This window comes from Gilliamella sp. wkB108 (genome assembly GCF_001690195.1).
Classification (GTDB): Bacteria; Pseudomonadota; Gammaproteobacteria; order Enterobacterales; family Orbaceae; genus Gilliamella; species Gilliamella apicola_L.
On the sequence record NZ_LZGM01000096.1, the window covers coordinates 59099 to 75177 of the forward strand.

At 35.0% G+C, this 16079-nt stretch carries 14 protein-coding genes; 2 read left to right on the forward strand and 12 right to left on the reverse strand.

Annotated elements, in window-relative coordinates; all coding sequences use genetic code 11:
* Positions 1-4 precede the first annotated feature (4 nt).
* The 11 genes from relA to trmB all read right to left on the reverse strand — a co-directional run bounded on the left by relA (position 5) and on the right by trmB (position 13262).
* Entirely contained in the window at positions 5-2260 is a 2256-nt protein-coding gene (gene relA / locus A9G11_RS11295; RefSeq protein WP_065619716.1) for a GTP diphosphokinase, read from the reverse strand.
* A 6-nt stretch (positions 2261-2266) separates the two neighbouring features.
* Positions 2267-3601: a 23S rRNA (uracil(1939)-C(5))-methyltransferase RlmD gene (gene rlmD / locus A9G11_RS11300; RefSeq protein WP_065619717.1), complete on the reverse strand. Its 1335-nt coding sequence runs from the start codon at positions 3599-3601 to the stop codon at positions 2267-2269.
* Positions 3602-3616: 15 nt separating this feature from the next.
* On the reverse strand, positions 3617-4105 hold the full coding sequence (coaD, locus tag A9G11_RS11305) for a pantetheine-phosphate adenylyltransferase (RefSeq protein ID WP_065619718.1): 489 nt from the start codon (positions 4103-4105) through the stop codon (positions 3617-3619).
* Between the two features lie 332 nt (positions 4106-4437).
* A complete protein-coding gene (gene galM / locus A9G11_RS11310) occupies positions 4438-5436 on the reverse strand; it encodes a galactose-1-epimerase (protein ID WP_065619719.1) in 999 nt (332 codons plus the stop codon).
* The gene (galK, locus tag A9G11_RS11315; protein ID WP_141674420.1) at positions 5427-6560 is read right to left on the reverse strand and encodes a galactokinase; all 1134 of its coding nucleotides are present in this window, start codon (positions 6558-6560) and stop codon (positions 5427-5429) included. The genes galM and galK overlap by 10 nt, the downstream gene beginning before the upstream one ends.
* Positions 6561-6584: 24 nt before the next feature.
* Complete coding sequence (locus A9G11_RS11320; RefSeq protein ID WP_065619721.1) at positions 6585-7634, reverse strand: UDP-glucose--hexose-1-phosphate uridylyltransferase; 1050 nt, start codon at positions 7632-7634, stop codon at positions 6585-6587.
* 48 nt (positions 7635-7682) lie between these two features.
* Positions 7683-8699, reverse strand: a complete 1017-nt coding sequence (galE, locus tag A9G11_RS11325; RefSeq protein ID WP_065619722.1) for a UDP-glucose 4-epimerase GalE — start codon at positions 8697-8699, stop codon at positions 7683-7685.
* Positions 8700-8746: 47 nt separating this feature from the next.
* Positions 8747-10021 carry an MFS transporter gene (locus A9G11_RS11330; protein WP_065619723.1) on the reverse strand — a complete coding sequence of 425 codons (1275 nt, stop codon included), beginning with the start codon at positions 10019-10021 and terminating at the stop codon, positions 8747-8749.
* Between the two features lie 632 nt (positions 10022-10653).
* Complete coding sequence (locus A9G11_RS11335; protein ID WP_081298547.1) at positions 10654-11814, reverse strand: histidine-type phosphatase; 1161 nt, start codon at positions 11812-11814, stop codon at positions 10654-10656.
* On the reverse strand, positions 11814-12545 hold the full coding sequence (gene nfsA, locus A9G11_RS11340) for an oxygen-insensitive NADPH nitroreductase (protein ID WP_065619725.1): 732 nt from the start codon (positions 12543-12545) through the stop codon (positions 11814-11816). Before nfsA ends, A9G11_RS11335 begins: the two co-directional genes overlap by 1 nt.
* Before the next feature lie 18 nt (positions 12546-12563).
* Positions 12564-13262 carry a tRNA (guanosine(46)-N7)-methyltransferase TrmB gene (gene trmB / locus A9G11_RS11345; RefSeq protein WP_065619726.1) on the reverse strand — a complete coding sequence of 233 codons (699 nt, stop codon included), beginning with the start codon at positions 13260-13262 and terminating at the stop codon, positions 12564-12566.
* 252 nt (positions 13263-13514) lie between these two features.
* Between trmB and A9G11_RS11350 the strand changes: the two genes are divergently transcribed.
* Both A9G11_RS11350 and pth read left to right on the forward strand, forming a co-directional pair.
* On the forward strand, positions 13515-14462 hold the full coding sequence (locus A9G11_RS11350) for a ribose-phosphate pyrophosphokinase (protein ID WP_141674419.1): 948 nt from the start codon (positions 13515-13517) through the stop codon (positions 14460-14462).
* Positions 14463-14546: 84 nt separating this feature from the next.
* Complete coding sequence (pth, locus tag A9G11_RS11355; RefSeq protein ID WP_065619727.1) at positions 14547-15131, forward strand: aminoacyl-tRNA hydrolase; 585 nt, start codon at positions 14547-14549, stop codon at positions 15129-15131.
* Between the two features lie 100 nt (positions 15132-15231).
* On the opposite strand, the gene A9G11_RS11360 is transcribed toward pth, so the two are convergent.
* Positions 15232-15660 carry a DUF3597 domain-containing protein gene (locus tag A9G11_RS11360; protein ID WP_065619728.1) on the reverse strand — a complete coding sequence of 143 codons (429 nt, stop codon included), beginning with the start codon at positions 15658-15660 and terminating at the stop codon, positions 15232-15234.
* Positions 15661-16079 lie beyond the last annotated feature (419 nt).

Consider the following 16079-nt stretch of genomic DNA (forward strand, 5'->3'; position numbering starts at 1 on the left):
TGATTTAACCTAAGCGTTTTGCTTCTATTACATCTGGTAATTGTTTAATTTTGTTGAGTACCCGATTTAACGAATCCTGATCGAAGATTTCCATATCCATATCAATAGTTGCTAACTGTTGTTTCATATCACTGCGACTGGATAAACTAAGGACATTAACTTTTTCGTTAGCTAATATAGTAGTGATATCACGTAATAAACCACTGCGATCGTTAGCGACAACGCGAGTTACCATGGTGTAACTTGTTTGACGATCACCGCTCCAAACCGCTTCTATAATGCGTTCAGGAGCATGGTTTTTTAGTTCTTGTAATTGTTCACAATCGGCTCTATGTATTGAAATGCCTCGACCTTGTGTAATAAAACCAATAATTGGATCACCCGGAATAGGGCGACAGCAGTTAGCTATGGTATGCATTAAATTGCCGACACCTTCAATAATGATTTCACCACTTTTTTTATTGTTACTTTTAGTTGTATTTTTGGCTTGGGTATTAGATTTTTGTGCGATCTGTTTTAACGCGGCTTCATCTTCTTCTTCAGCTGTAGGTTTATTGAATTGTGCATTTAAGAAGTTAACCAATTGATTGATTCTAACATCTCCACTACCAATACCAGCCAGCACTTCATCAAATGAATGCGCGTTATATTTATTGATTAGAATTTTTTCGACATTTTTTAAACTAATATTTAAGGGTTCAAGTTCACCTATTAAAATTTGCTCACCAGCAGTAATATTTTTATGGCGGTCTTGTTTTTTGAACCATGCTTGAATTTTGGCTCGCGCCCGACTACTATTGACAAAACCTGTATTGGGATTTAACCAATCACGGCTTGGGTTAGGTTGCTTTTGGGTAATGACCTCTACTTGATCTCCAGTCTTTAAGATGTAAGTAAAAGGGACAATTCGTCCCGCAACTTTTGCGCCAATGCAACGGTGGCCGACATCACTGTGGATGTGATATGCAAAATCTAGAGGCGTCGAACCTGCTGGTAAATCAACTACATCACCTTTAGGAGTAAAAACATAAACGCGATCATCAAAAATTTGGCTGCGAACGGTTTCTTGAATTTCACCACTTTCTGACATCTCTTGTTGCCACGTTAATAATTTGCGTAGCCATGAAATTCGCTGATCATATGCAGTCATTTTGTCGGTACTGCCTTCTTTATATTTCCAATGTGCGGCAATACCTAATTCAGCATCATTGTGCATCTGTTCTGTACGAATTTGAATTTCGATGGTTTTATCTTGCGGTCCATAAACAACCGTATGAATTGATTGATAACCATTGGGTTTTGGATTGGCAACATAATCGTCAAATTCTTTGGCAATATGTTTGTAATGGCTATGAACGATACCTAAAGCGTTATAACAATCTTCAATTCGGTCACAGATAATACGTACAGCACGGATATCATACAGATCTTCAAATTCCAGATGTTTACGTTCCATTTTTCGCCATATACTATAAATGTGTTTAGGGCGGCCATAAACTTCGGCACGGATATGATCTTTGTTCATCATATCTTGTAGGCCTTCAACAAATTGGTTGATGTATAATTCGCGATCTAGTCTTTTTTCATGTAGTTTTTTGGCAATAAATCGATATTCATCAGGATGTAAGTAACGGAAACAAAAGTCTTCTAATTCCCATTTTAGTTGTCCAATACCTAAACGGTTGGCAAGTGGTGCATAAATATTGAAACACTCTTTAGCAGCAAGGACTTGTTCTTCTTTAGGTGCATTTAATAAACTGCGTAGGTAAGTGATTCGTTCAGCTAATTTAATGACAACACTACGGAAATCATTCACCATTGCAAGTAACATTCGTCGGATACTGTCAATCTGCTCAGTTGTTGCATGTCCATTACGGATAGCGCGAAGTTGGCGGATCTCTTTCATTCTCATAATGCTGGAAATGATATGAATAATTTCACGGTCGAAATCTTCTTGGATATCTTCACGACGAATAATTTTGGCATCAAGAAATGGGAATAGTAATGAAGCACATAAGCTATTTACATCCATATTGAGGGTAGATAGGATTTCAACCATTTCTACAGCATTTTGAAAACAGCGAGTCTGTTCTGGTGCGCCAGCACTATTTTCAAAGCAAAAATCCCATATATTTTTAAATTTTTGATAAGATTCAGGATTAGTAAGTAATAGCTCTTCTTTTGCCCATTGTTCAACATCAAACTGTGCTAAGGAGTAATGTTCTTCACTGTGTTGATGTGCGCCTCTAATTGATACCATAATTTATTATCCTGATTTGGTTAACAACAACATTGATTCAATATGCTTTGTTTGCGGAAACATATCTAAAATAGCAACTTGGGCGATTTGATAGCCCGCTTCTATAAATTGTTTACAATCTCTAGCTAGAGTAGCAGGATTACAGGAAATATAAACAACTTTTGCAGGTGCTATTTTAATAATTTCTGTTGTTACATTTAATGCTCCAGCTCTTGCAGGATCTAATAACACTTTGTTAAATACTGATTGATTCCATTGTGAAAATTGCTGATTATCTTCTAAGTTACTGGTATAGAAATTAGTGTTAGCACAAAGGTTATTTTTATTTAATATAGTATTAAATTTGGCTTTTTCAACTAATGCATCAATACCTTCGATACCCGTTACAGATTGGCATAAAGTAGCCATTGGTAATGAAAAATTGCCCATTCCACAAAACAGATCTAAGACTTTATCAGTAGTTTTTAAGTTCAACCAGTTAAGTGCCTGAGCGATCATCTTTTGGTTAATTTTGTTATTAACTTGTATAAAATCGAGTGGACTAAAAGTCAATTTAAGTTGGTTAATTAAATAATAATGTTCGCTATTTCCCGATATATGTACTAATTTTGTGCCATGTAAATAGAGGGAAATATGGTTATTTTCAGCAAATTGCTTTAATAGCTCTGTATCTGCTTGCGTGAGTGGCTGTGTGTGCCTTAACACCAGAATCGTACCGCTATCGACACAAATTAACTCGACGTGTCCTAGTGCTTTAGTTTGTTTGATTTTACGTAAGCAGTTTTGTAATGGGGAAAGTAATTCATCTAATTGTTGAACCAAAACCGGACAATATTCAATGTTGATAATTTGGTTTGATTCAGCTTGGCGAAAACCAATGCATAATTCACCTTTTATAATATTGATGGCAAGTCTTGCACGACGTCGATAATGATAAGGTTGATCAGCAATAATAATAGGAGGTTTATCTAAAACATGTTCTAAGGAGGCGCCACTTTCTTTTTGTAAAAGTTTAATAAGTGCGTCATATTTAGCATGTTGTTGCAACGGTGTTGCAATATGTTGCAATTCACAGCCTCCACATTTTTGATAATAACTACATTGTGGCGTCACACGATCTGTGCTTTGATTATGATATTTAATTACTTTGGCTTTAGCGTAATTTCTTTTATCTTCAGTTAGTTGTATATCAACGGTTTCATTAGGTAAAGCAGATTTGATAAAAATTGTTTTGCCTTTATGATTAGCGACGCCATGCCCAAAGGCATCTAAACCGGAGACAGTTAAAGTCAATTTCTGGGGAGCGGGTTTTCTTTTTGTGGGAGTGTAAAAATTAACCATATTTGTTTATTCAATTTAAGTTAATCGCCTTAATATTTCTGTTTTGACATGGGTTGGAACTAAATTAGAAATATCGCCACCATGGTATGCTACGTCTTTGACTATGGTTGATGAAATAAATCCCATAGCAATAGAAGGCATTAAAAATATAGTGTCTAAGTCAGCTTTTAATGAACGATTCATTTCAGCCAGTTGTCTTTCATACTCAAAATCGTGGGTGGTTCTCACGCCACGAATAATGACGGTTGCATTATGGGTTTGTGCAAAATCAGCCATTAAATTATCAAATCCGATAACTTCAACATTGAGTAAATGCTCGACAGACGTCGATGCCAAATTGACACGTTCATCTAAGGCGAATAAGGTTTTTTTATTTGGATTTTCAGCAATAGCAATAATTAAGCGAGGAAATAGTAAAGACGCTCGCGTAATAAGATCGATATGACCATTAGTGATAGGATCAAAGGTACCAGGAAAAATGGCGGTTAAAGTATTGCTTTTCATTTATGATATAATCCATGAACAATGATAATTATATCATACAGAATTTTGATGGAAATTGTTAGTTTAACCTGATTAAAATCCTGTTTAACACGATTCGCACTTAGATATTGAATTTAGCGTGATATTTATACTGAAACGTATAGTTGACCTGAAACATCTTTACAAAGTTTGGCTATTTGATAAATGGCTATATCTAGTTGAAAAGTATGATAGGCGAATTATTGCCTGCAATAATTCAAATTAACGGTTTGATTCTATTATTGATGAGGTAAATCTACACTCATCAATAATATCCTCTGCTGATTAATGATTTAAAAATTTAGTTAATGTTGTTATTTTACTGTAAATCGATAACTCGTTTGATGATGATAAGTTTGCTCAGGCGATAACCAACAGCTTGGTTGTGGCCATTCAGGATGATTTGGCGTGTCGGGTAAAAATTGTGTTTCTAAAGCTACACCGGCAAAATTATCGTACTCTCCATTTTGTCTATTTGGTGTAGGTCGTAAAAAATTACCCGTGTAAACCTGTAAAGCGGGTTTGGTGGTGATCACATCCATAACGACTTTTTTATCAGATGAGGTTAATTGAGCTGCGATTGGTTGTGTTTTATTTAGTAGATAAGCATGATCATAACCACCGACCAATTGACGTTCAGAACTCTCTAAAATTCGTTCTGATAAAATTTTCGGTTGACGAAGATCCATGTCATGCTCTGTAACCTTTGTTAAATCCCCATTCGGAATACCATTAACATCAACTGGCAAATAGTAATCAGCATTTACTTGTAAAGTGTGGGAAAGAATATCAGTGTTCGTTTCTCCGTCCAGATTAAAATAAGCATGATTAGTTAAATTGACCGGAGTTAATTTAGTTGTTGTAGCATTAAAGGTAATTGTCACTTGATTATCATTAGTTAAAGTGTAAGTCACCGTTGCTTTAAGTTCACCAGGGAAGCCTTGATCGCCGTCTGGGGAGGTTAATGCAAAAGTAACTTGCTGATCTGATTGATTTTGTATAGACCAGAATTGTTTGTCAAAACCTAATTTTCCACCATGTAACTGATGTTCCCCTTGGTTGGCAACTAAGGAATAGTGTTTACCATCGATATTTATAGATGAGTTTGCAATTCGATTAGCGTAACGCCCGATTGTAGCACCTAAAAAAGCCTTTTGCTGTTCATATTGCTCAATTGAGCGACAACCAAGTAATACTTCTCGTTTATGCCCTTCAACAGGTAAAAGACAAGAAAGCCAAGTTGCCCCCCAATTTGTTAACTTAATACTCATTCCTTGGTTATTGGTTAAGGTAATAATTTTGGTCATAGACATAATGCATGTGCTCCTTCACTTGGTTGACAAATATAAAAATCTTCTTTGATGTTAAATTTGTTTTGATAATTCTCACTGACAACAGTTTTAACGGCTGTGACTTTATCTTTTGGTACTAATGCGACAACACATCCACCAAATCCCCCACCAGTCATACGGACTCCACCTTGTTCCCCAATTACATCATGGATGATTTCAACAAGGTAATCAATAGCAGGAACGGTAATTTCAAAGTCATCACGCATTGATTGGTGGCTTTCGGCCATTAGAGTAGAGAGTAATTTATAATCTCTGTTTGCAAGTGCTTGCGAAGCTTGAAGCGTACGCTCATTTTCGGTAATGACATGATGCGCTCGTTTATAGGCAATGGGATCGAGCGTGTTTTTAATCTTTTGTAAATCACTTATTGATGCATCTCGTAATGCTTTTACTCCCAGTGATTTAGCTGCTAATTCACACTGTTTACGTCGAGTATTGTATTCACTATCAACTAAGCCTCGTTTGATGTTTGAATTGATAATCACAACAGCTAGATCGTTAGGTATAGACACAGGTTTACCTTCTAAAGTGCGACAATCAATAAGTAATGCATGTTGTGCTTGCCCAAGAGCTGATATTAATTGATCCATAATACCACAATTGCAACCGACAAAACGGTTTTCTGCTTCTTGGCCGATTAGTGCTAATTTTGTACCACTTAACGGTAAATCGTAAAGTACTTGAAACATTTTACCGAGGGCTACTTCAAGTGAAGCCGAAGAGCTTAGTCCAGCACCTTGAGGTACATTACCACTCACAGCTAAATCAATACCATGAATGTTATTGGCATATTTTTGTAGGTATTTTACTACACCTCTGACATAATTAGCCCATTGATATTCCGGATGTTTTTCAATAGGTTTATCTAATGAAAATTCATCAAGTTGATTATTATAGTCAACAGCAATAACTCGAATAATATTATCTGACCTCTTATGACAATTTATCACAGTCTGATAATTAATTGCGCAAGGTAAAACAAAGCCATCATTATAATCTGTATGTTCTCCTATCAGATTTACGCGACCAGGTGCTTGTACAATTGTATCGGGTTTATAACCAAAAATTTTTTCGAAAGCGTGCATGGTGTTTGCGATTAATGTGTTCATTTATTCATCCTTTTTCTCTTTGTAGTGAATGTCACTTACATTGCGCAGTTTTTCAGCTGCTTGTTCTGGTGTTAAATCTCGTTGTACTTCAGCAAACATTTCATATCCGACCATAAATTTTTTTACTGTTGCTGAACGTAGTAGAGGGGGATAAAAATGCGCGTGAACTTGCCAGTAATCAGACGTATTTTTTACAAATGGTGCGCCATGCCAACCCATTGAATAAGGGAAGGAACAATGAAATAAGTTATCATAGCGACTGGTTAATTTTTTAAGTGCAATGGCTAAATCTACTTGTTGCTCATGATTTAACATAGTTAATTGTGGAATAGGTATTTTAGGTAACAATAATGTTTCAAATGGCCAAGTAGCCCAGAAAGGTACTAATGCTAGCCAATAGTCTGTTTCAACTACAATTCTTTCTTGTTTTATCAGCTCTTTATTGGCGTAATCAACTAATAAATTGCGCTGATATTTTTCAAAATAATTACGCAGGTTAATATCTTCGCGCGCAATTTCATTTGGTATAAAATCATTTGCCCAAATTTGACCGTGAGGGTGGGGATTTGAGCATCCCATTACCGATCCTTTGTTTTCAAATACTTGAACCCAAATATAGCGTTTACCTAATTCTTGCAGTTGATTAATCCAAGTTTTAATCACACCTTCTATAGCGGGTAAAGCAAGTTCTGGTAATGTTTTACTATGATCAGGTGAAAAACAGATAACACGACTAGTTCCTTTAGCACTTTGCATTTGAAACAAAGGATCTTGGTTTTCAGGTGATTTTGGCGTATTTTCCATTAATGCTGCAAAATCATTAGTAAAGACAAAAGTTCCTGTGTAATTCGGATTGATATCCCCTGTGACGCGTTTATTTCCCGGACATAAAAAACAAGCTGGGTCATAACTTGGTTTTTGTTCTTCGCTGATCGCTTCTTGTTGACCTTGCCATGGGCGTTTGGCTCTATGTGGTGAGACCAACACCCATTGATTCGTTAACGGATTAAAGCGGCGATGTGGGTGATCAACAGGATTAAAAATATCCATTTTTGCCTCTTTTTTCTGAAATTATTAGTTCTTATTTATGTTTATTTATTAATCTGGATAACCTTGAGGATTGTTTAATTGCCAGTGCCATGAGTCTTTTACCATGTCATCAAGCGTTAATTTGGTTTTCCAGCCCAATATTTGTTCAGCTTTATGAACATCAGCCCAAAATGCTGGTAAATCACCGGCTCTGCGTGGTGCAAAATGCCAATTTAATGGTTTTGCCGATGCTTTTTCAAAGGCGTTGATGAGTTGTAATACACTGTAGCCAATGCCTGAGCCTAAATTATAGATGTGAACTCCCGACTTGTTGTGATCTGCTTTAAGTGCTGCGATATGTCCGTCAGCTAAATCAACAACATGAATAAAATCTCGAACACAGGTTCCATCTGGAGTAGGGTAGTCGTTACCAAAAACCGCTAATGAATCGCGTTTACCAATAGCAACCTGAGTAATGTACGGCATTAAATTATTAGGAATACCAAGAGGATCTTCACCCATTAAACCACTTGGGTGAGCGCCGACAGGATTAAAATAACGGAGTAAGGTTAATGACCAATCTGGCTCTGCGACAGCTAAATCCATCATACACTGTTCAACCATTAATTTACTTTTACCATAAGGGCTACTTGGTAAACCTTGTGGTAAGGTTTCAGCGTAAGGAGGGTTAGCTTGTTCACCGTAAACTGTCGCTGACGAACTGAACACAAGTTGTTTTACACCTGCTGTACGCATAGCTTTCATTAATACAATGCTACCATAAACATTATTTTCATAATATTCGAGTGGTTTATAGACAGATTCCCCCACTGCTTTCAAACCTGCAAAATGGATAACAGCTTCGATATTATGTTCTGCGAAAATTTTTGCTAGCAGTTTTTCATCGCAGACATCTCCTTGATAAAAATCGACTGAATGGCCAGTGATTTTTTGGATCCTATCTAAGACCGAAGCTTTACTATTGAACAAGTTGTCTATGACAATCGGTGTATAACCTGATTGTATCAATTGAACACAAGTATGACTTCCTATATATCCACAACCACCTGTAACAAGTATTTTCATGATAATAAAACCCTTAAATTTGTTGTTATGTTTCCGGTGAATATTGGTTAATCATTAGATTGTTGTCTGCTTTTTTTCATAAACAGATCCCAAGGTCCTCGCCCGGATAATGTGAAAGAAGATATTAGTGTAAAGCTAAATGCAATAAAACCAAGCACTAAATATGCTCCTTGAAATCCAATTTTACCATACATTAAACCTGCAAAGGTTGACATAAACATAATTGATAACTGTTTTGCAAAGCAAAATGCAATCAAATATACAGTAGCAGATAATCTTATTGGGAAGTGTTTAGTAATATATTTAAATGCAGCAACTAATAATAATGGTGCTTCAAACATATGCAGTGTTTTTAAAATAATAACTTCAACAGCGGAACTGGCAAATGCAGAACCCGTGATACGAATAGACATAATTGCACCGGCTATGAGTAAGGTATTTTTGCTACCTATTTTCATCACAACAAATGGTGCAAAAAACATAACAGTTGCATTTAAAAATTCTCCAAGAGTTGTTACATAACCAAATGCTTCACGCCCTACTTGTTCACTGGAAAAGAAAGAAGTGAAGAAGTTAGCAAACTGCTGATCGAATACATCATAAGTACATGCAACACCCACAATATAGAGCATAAAGAACCAAGTCTTACGCATTTTAAGTAAATCAGCGGCAAGTTTTAAATTGAAGGGTTCAGGTTTATTTAATCCCATTTGTTCAACGACTTCGACAGTTGCCCCTTTTTCTGGATTTGCTATTTTTACTAAAAATAGAAGAATTAATGCAAATCCTGAACATAACCAATAAACGGCATTGACATCTTTAGATATCATAATACCGACAAATGAAGCACAAATTGCCCAACCAAAGCAACCAAACATTCTTGCACGGCCAAATTCAAATCCACTGCGACGGCTTATTTTTTCTACAAACGCTTCAATGGCTGGCGCACCACCACTAAAGACCATACCAAGATAAAAACCACCGACGATTGCGCCTAGGGTGACATTTAATTGGAGCAATGGTCCTAAGACAAAGATAAAAAATGGTCCAAAAAATACCAGTAGTAACGTGATGATCCAAAGAAGATGTTTTTTAAGTCCTAATTTATCTGAAATTAGTCCAAATAAAGGTTGAAAGAAGAGAGCAAATAGGGAAATAAATGAGAAAACATACCCTGTATCAGCTTGATCTAGTCCATTCATTTTTAACCATACAGGGAAAAATGGGAAATAAGCACCCATAATAAAAAAGTAAAGAAAGAAATAGATACTAAATATCCAGTAATTCCTATTATGTAGCGTTGACTTAATTTTTTGATTCATAATGAACTTCCTTTGCTAAGCTTTAAAACGATCACACAATCATTTGAAAATCGTTTACATATTGAAGTAAACATAAAAAGCTATAAATTAATGCAAATAGTATCATTAGAAATAACCTAAAAAAGTGATCTATGTATCATTTTGTGAAATCGATTACATTAAATGTATTCTTTCCGTTGTTAAAATGTTTCAGGTTAAACTAACGTTTTAATATATTAATATGATAATTTGACTATAGCTAAGTCAATGTTAAAGCTATTTATAAAGAAAATTATCGTGAAGCTTAAACAAATAAGCATTATTTGTTTGTTTTTTAATTATCGTTAACCTATAAAACATAAATAACATGGAATCGATTACATTTAGGTAAAGCAATTATGCAAATTTTAGGGTGTAATTTAGGTTTTATTGTCATAGTAGGCGAATTAGTAGAAGCGTGCTTAAACGTTAAATTAGCATTATTATGCTATAAATAGCCTATCTATCATGTCGATTTTAAATTACAAGCATCAGTTTTAATTAAAAAAGGTATTTAGATATAAATAATGGGATATTTAGTATAAAAACCGTGAACTGATTTTTTTCCGCTGATAATTACCAGCGGAAGTATATTATTTGAGCAATGAATTTAATTATGGTTGAGTAACATTCAGGCGTTTTTCAAAATCTGTCCAGTTATAAAAACCGTCACTATTTGTAGTTGCATTTTCTAACTCAAGTTGCACATGTTGAGGCGGATTAAGCAAGCTTAATGCTTGTCCGTAATGGAGTTGTTCAAAACTAGGATACACATACTCCGCTTTAAAAAAGTATTGCCCAGATATTTGATGACGGAAACGTTGAAAGATGACTTTACCGCCAATTGGTGTTGTTTCAAATTGTGAGGGCAGTTGATAATGTTTGAAGTTTAAAGCACTTAGTAGTGATGCGATGTTGCTATCGTGTCCAACAAGTAGATTCACTTTGTGATGCTCTTGTTGCATTAAATTGTCGATCATGGTTATTAATTCAGCTGCTGCATGTTTAGCCAATGTTTTGGTTTGGCAGATCAAATTAACATATTGATTTCGAATATTGATGATTTGTTGCCATTGTTCATTGCTATTAATTTTTCCCCATGCGATTTGTTCTTTTGGAAACCCTGAATAATATTGTAGTAACAATGCATCAGCCGCAGAAGCTCCAATAGCTAAAGATCCAAGAAGAGCAGGCTCTTCATCTTTCTTTAAATATAACTCAGTCGGGATATCTGCTAATTCACACTGATATTTTGCATATAAATTAGACTGTTTATAATCCAGTATATCGGATAACAATTCAAAGGAAGGGGCAAGATTTTTGAAGATTGATTCAGTTTCGTCAGCTTTATTAATATCCTCAGTTACTTTTTGTTTAAATTCAGCTGAATCTAAACGTAAGCTGGGATCAAAAATTGAATCCATTTTTTCTATTGGATACTTATGATGAATAACAATATCTTGCCCGGCATAAGCACCGGCTATAAAAAATTGGGCTGTCGCAACGGTTCTTTGTAAACTATTAGCATAAACAAACAATTCAGAGTTATCAGTTGAAAGCTTGATATGGTGGTTTTCTAACCATTGTGAAAAGTAGTGTCCAAAATAGGATTCTAATGTACCTCCACGTGTAGTGAGATAGCCAAAAGGGTGATCCCACTTGAGCCATGAATATGGTGTTACTTCACTGAGAAACTCCAGTGTATTGAGTAATGGTGTACGGATGCCATGACGGCTTAGTACAACAACTTTATTTAATTGGTAATTATTATTCATTATCTTGTGATCCAACCTTGTTTGTGAAGATATGCCAACATAAAATCGCGATTTTCTCGATTGATTATTTCGGCGATTTTATCACTCCAGCCACCAACTTTTTTATTATTAGTGCGATGTTGGTAGTAACTATTCATTTGTTCATCGTATTGTTTTAATAAATTGTGGTTAATTGGCTGATATTGATTTTCAAAAAAAACTAACTCTTTTGGTAACCTAGGTTTAATTTCTGGTTGCTCAGAGAGATCTGGATAACCAAAACAGAGTCCAAAAAGAGGTAAAACATACTTTGGTAATGCTAAGAGTTCAGTCACTTTATCAATACTATTGCGTAATCCCCCAATATAAACGCACCCTAATCCAAGAGATTCCGCCGCAATTACTGCATTTTGCGCCATAATTGTGGTGTCTATACAGCCTAATAGAAGTTGTTCGGCTTTTTCTAACTGTAAATTAGGTTCGATCTGATAAAATCTATTAAAATCAGCACAAAACACCCAAAATTCAGGAGCTTGAATAATATAACTTTGATCTCCCGAATAGTGAGCTAATTTTTCACGCTTATTTGTGTCGGTAATACGGATAATCGTTGAACTTTGGAGAAAATTAGAACTTGAAACCGATTGAGCTGCGCTAAGGATCTGCGAGAGCTGCTCTTGCTTTATCGGTAAAGGTTTATATTTGCGTATAGAACGATGTCGATAAAGTAACTCAATGGTTTCATTTGGCATAATGTCTCCTTGATGTAATTATTTTTTTATAAACTGTAAATCCCATACACCATGACCTAAATTTTGACCACGCTTTTCAAATTTAGTAATAGGTCTATCATTCGGTCTTGGAATATAATCACCTGTAGATGATAAATTAGTAAAACGTTCAGCTTGATTTAATACTTCAAGCATATGTTCTGCGTAATTTTGCCAATCAGTGGCTAAATGTAATATACCGCCTTGTTTTAGTTTTTGCCAAATGAGTTCAACAAACTTAGGTTGAATGATCCGGCGTTTGTTATGTCTGGCTTTATGCCAAGGATCAGGAAAGAAGATTTGTACTTTATCAAGTGAATGATTTGGGATCATATTTTCAAGTACTTCAACAGCATCGTGGCACATTACTCTTAAATTAGATAATTTCTGCTCATCAATGGCCATTAAACAAGCTCCAATCCCCGGTTTATGCACTTCAATACCTAAAAAATTTCGATTAGGTGCATGTTTAGCCATTTCAACTAATGAAGCGCCCATACCAAATCCAATTTCTAATATTACAGGGCTATTTGATTCAAACTCGATAGGTGAATTGGCATTGTATTCAATACCATAAATAGGCCATAAAGTGGTTAAAGCTTGTTCTTGTCCTTTCGTTAAACGACCTTGGCGCAAGACGAAACTACGAATAGTTCTTTTGGATTGTATCTCTTCATTATTATTTAATTGTTCATTCATTACGTTATCTACTTGTATTATGAGATTGGTTAAGATTAACTGTCACTATTTATGAGTTAGTTTACCTGATTTTTAGTCCACCTCAAAAAAACATATTAATACTCTTTTTTTATAATTATATCGATACATATAAAATAATTAGGTAATTTTTTATATTATAGTTGAGGATGATCTACAAATGATTATATAATTATCGCTCCAGTTTAACCGATTACGAGTGAGTAATCATAATAACATGCTTGAGGATTTCTCGTGCCTGATATGAAGCTTTTTGCTGGGAATGCCACACCTGAACTAGCAAAACGTATAGCTAATCGTCTTTATACTTCCCTTGGTGATATCATTGTTAGTCGTTTTAGCGATGGGGAAGTAAATGTCCAAATAAATGAAAACGTCCGTGGTGAAGATGTTTTTATTATTCAATCAACTTGCGCACCAACCAACGATAATTTAATGGAATTACTGGTTATGATTGATGCAATGCGTCGTGCATCTGCTGGTCGTATTACCGCGGTGATCCCTTATTTTGGTTATGCAAGACAAGATCGTAGGGTACGTTCAGCTCGAGTACCTATCACAGCTAAAGTTGTTGCAGATTTTTTATCAACAGTTGGGGTAGATAGAGTATTAACTGTGGATCTTCATGCTGAACAGATACAAGGTTTTTTTGATGTACCTGTAGATAATGTGTTTGGTAGTCCAGTTATCCTAGAAGATATGTTACAAAGAGATTTTGAGCGTCCAATTGTTGTATCTCCTGATATTGGTGGTGTTGTACGAGCTCGAGCTATCGCTAAATTGCTTAATGATACCGATATGGCAATTATTGATAAACGACGCCAACGTGCAAATGAAGCTGAGGTGATGAATATTATTGGTGATGTCGCTGATCGAGATTGTATCTTAGTTGATGACATGATTGATACAGCAGGAACCCTTTGTAAAGGGGCAGATGCATTAAAAGCTCGAGGTGCAAAACGAGTTTTTGCTTATGCAACGCATCCTATTTTTTCAGGTAAAGCGGTTAGTAATATTAAAAACTCTGCAATTGATGAAATTATTGTTTGTGACACGATTCCATTGTCTGCAGAAGTCAAAACATTAAAAAATGTTCGTCAATTAACATTATCTGGAATGCTTGCCGAAGCGATTCGTCGCATAAGCAACGAGGAATCCATTTCGGCAATGTTTCATTACTAACATTTTCCTTTAATCTAATTAAATGCCCCATTTTTGGGGCATTTTAGCAAATAAAAGAAACCGAAAAGAAGTAAATACCTATCTATGACAACAATTAAACTTATTGTAGGGCTTGCCAATCCCGGCAACGAATATGCAGCAACGCGTCATAATGCCGGAGCTTGGTTCGTTGATCTACTTGCTGAACGGCATCATCAGCCGTTAAAAAATGAACCAAAATTTTTTGGTTATACTTCTAGAATTAATTTATCTAATCATGATGTTCGTTTATTGGTTCCCACCACTTTTATGAACTTAAGTGGAAAAGCTGTTCAAGCTATGGCAACGTTTTACCAAATTAAACCTGAAGAAATTTTAGTGGCACATGATGAATTAGATCTTAATCCTGGTATAGCTAAACTAAAATTTGGTGGTAGTCATGGTGGTCATAATGGTTTAAAAGATATTGCTAGTAAATTGGGTAATAATCTTAATTTTTATCGATTGAGAATTGGTATTGGTCATCCGGGAGATAAAAATAAAGTGGTTGGTTATGTTCTTAATAAACCATCTAAACCGGAACAAGAATTAATTGATAAGGCAATTGATGAATCAATTAGTTGTACTGATATTTTACTCTCTCAAGGTATCGAAGCTGCGATGAATAGATTGCATGCTTTTAAGGCTTAGTGTTTATGTTGAAATCAATTTTATAATTGATTTATCAATATGAAGATAAAAAAATCCACCTAATTATCAGGTGGATTATAAGCTATTTTATTACGTTTAATTAAGAGAAGAGGTGAGTAACATTACCACCTTTTTCTGCGATTTTTTTCATTACTTCTTTTATCAGCCAAACATTCATTGATGCGGTATCATCAGTATTACCGGTATAATTAAGTTCTTTAGCTAATTTTTTGCGTGCATCTAAGCTGTTATCTATGCCGAGCAACTTTAACAGATCGACAATTGACGTTTTCCAATTAAGTTTTTCAGGATATTTCTTGGCTAGGTTATCCAAAATTGACATGACATCAACTTCGGAAATTGGTGTTTTATTTTCGCTATTTTGTTGGTTTTGAACTGCATCATTTGTTGCATTTTTGGCATTGTCTGTCATATTGCCGACTTTTTCTTTCACTGCATCGGTTACATTGCCCACTGCTGCTTGAGCGCTTGGAAATATTTTAGAAAAAATATTATTTAAGATACCCATATTTACACCCCTTATGTTTAAACTGCTTTTTAAAACTGCTTAACGATTTAGATGTACAAAATAGCCTCAGCACTATAACGCTTAAAAATGAGTAATGTCAAATAGTTATATTTTGATAGCACTTTTTGTAGTTCTTAAATTCAAGTACCTAAGTGCAAATCTTAACTAAACTAATAGTTGTATGTTTGAATAAAGTAAAGATTAGCATTGTCTTTGTATAATCAATAATCTCGTTTGTCTAAAAATCACTAAATCTAGATCAATTTTATTTTGGATGAGGTGATTTTTTCATTGTTTTAATTTATAACGGTATAATTTGTTGTTATTTATTCGATGTTAAGTAAAAAAATTATAATTAAATGTAAAGATATTTTTTTGAGAGGACATTTTTTGATAAATAAGGTAAATTAGTTAACATA

Excerpts from the sequence above, each read along its gene's own strand:
- relA (WP_065619716.1), bottom strand. The coding sequence starts at position 2,260 with ATGGTATCAATTAGAGGCGCACATCAACACAGTGAAGAACATTACTCC.
- rlmD (WP_065619717.1), bottom strand. The coding sequence starts at position 3,601 with ATGGTTAATTTTTACACTCCCACAAAAAGAAAACCCGCTCCCCAGAAA.
- coaD (WP_065619718.1), bottom strand. The coding sequence starts at position 4,105 with ATGAAAAGCAATACTTTAACCGCCATTTTTCCTGGTACCTTTGATCCT.
- galM (WP_065619719.1), bottom strand. The coding sequence starts at position 5,436 with ATGTCTATGACCAAAATTATTACCTTAACCAATAACCAAGGAATGAGT.
- galK (WP_141674420.1), bottom strand. The coding sequence starts at position 6,560 with ATGCACGCTTTCGAAAAAATTTTTGGTTATAAACCCGATACAATTGTA.
- A9G11_RS11320 (WP_065619721.1), bottom strand. The coding sequence starts at position 7,634 with ATGGATATTTTTAATCCTGTTGATCACCCACATCGCCGCTTTAATCCG.
- galE (WP_065619722.1), bottom strand. The coding sequence starts at position 8,699 with ATGAAAATACTTGTTACAGGTGGTTGTGGATATATAGGAAGTCATACT.
- A9G11_RS11330 (WP_065619723.1), bottom strand. The coding sequence starts at position 10,021 with ATGAATCAAAAAATTAAGTCAACGCTACATAATAGGAATTACTGGATA.
- A9G11_RS11335 (WP_081298547.1), bottom strand. The coding sequence starts at position 11,814 with ATGAATAATAATTACCAATTAAATAAAGTTGTTGTACTAAGCCGTCAT.
- nfsA (WP_065619725.1), bottom strand. The coding sequence starts at position 12,545 with ATGCCAAATGAAACCATTGAGTTACTTTATCGACATCGTTCTATACGC.
- trmB (WP_065619726.1), bottom strand. The coding sequence starts at position 13,262 with ATGAATGAACAATTAAATAATAATGAAGAGATACAATCCAAAAGAACT.
- pth (WP_065619727.1), top strand. The coding sequence starts at position 14,547 with ATGACAACAATTAAACTTATTGTAGGGCTTGCCAATCCCGGCAACGAA.
- A9G11_RS11360 (WP_065619728.1), bottom strand. The coding sequence starts at position 15,660 with ATGGGTATCTTAAATAATATTTTTTCTAAAATATTTCCAAGCGCTCAA.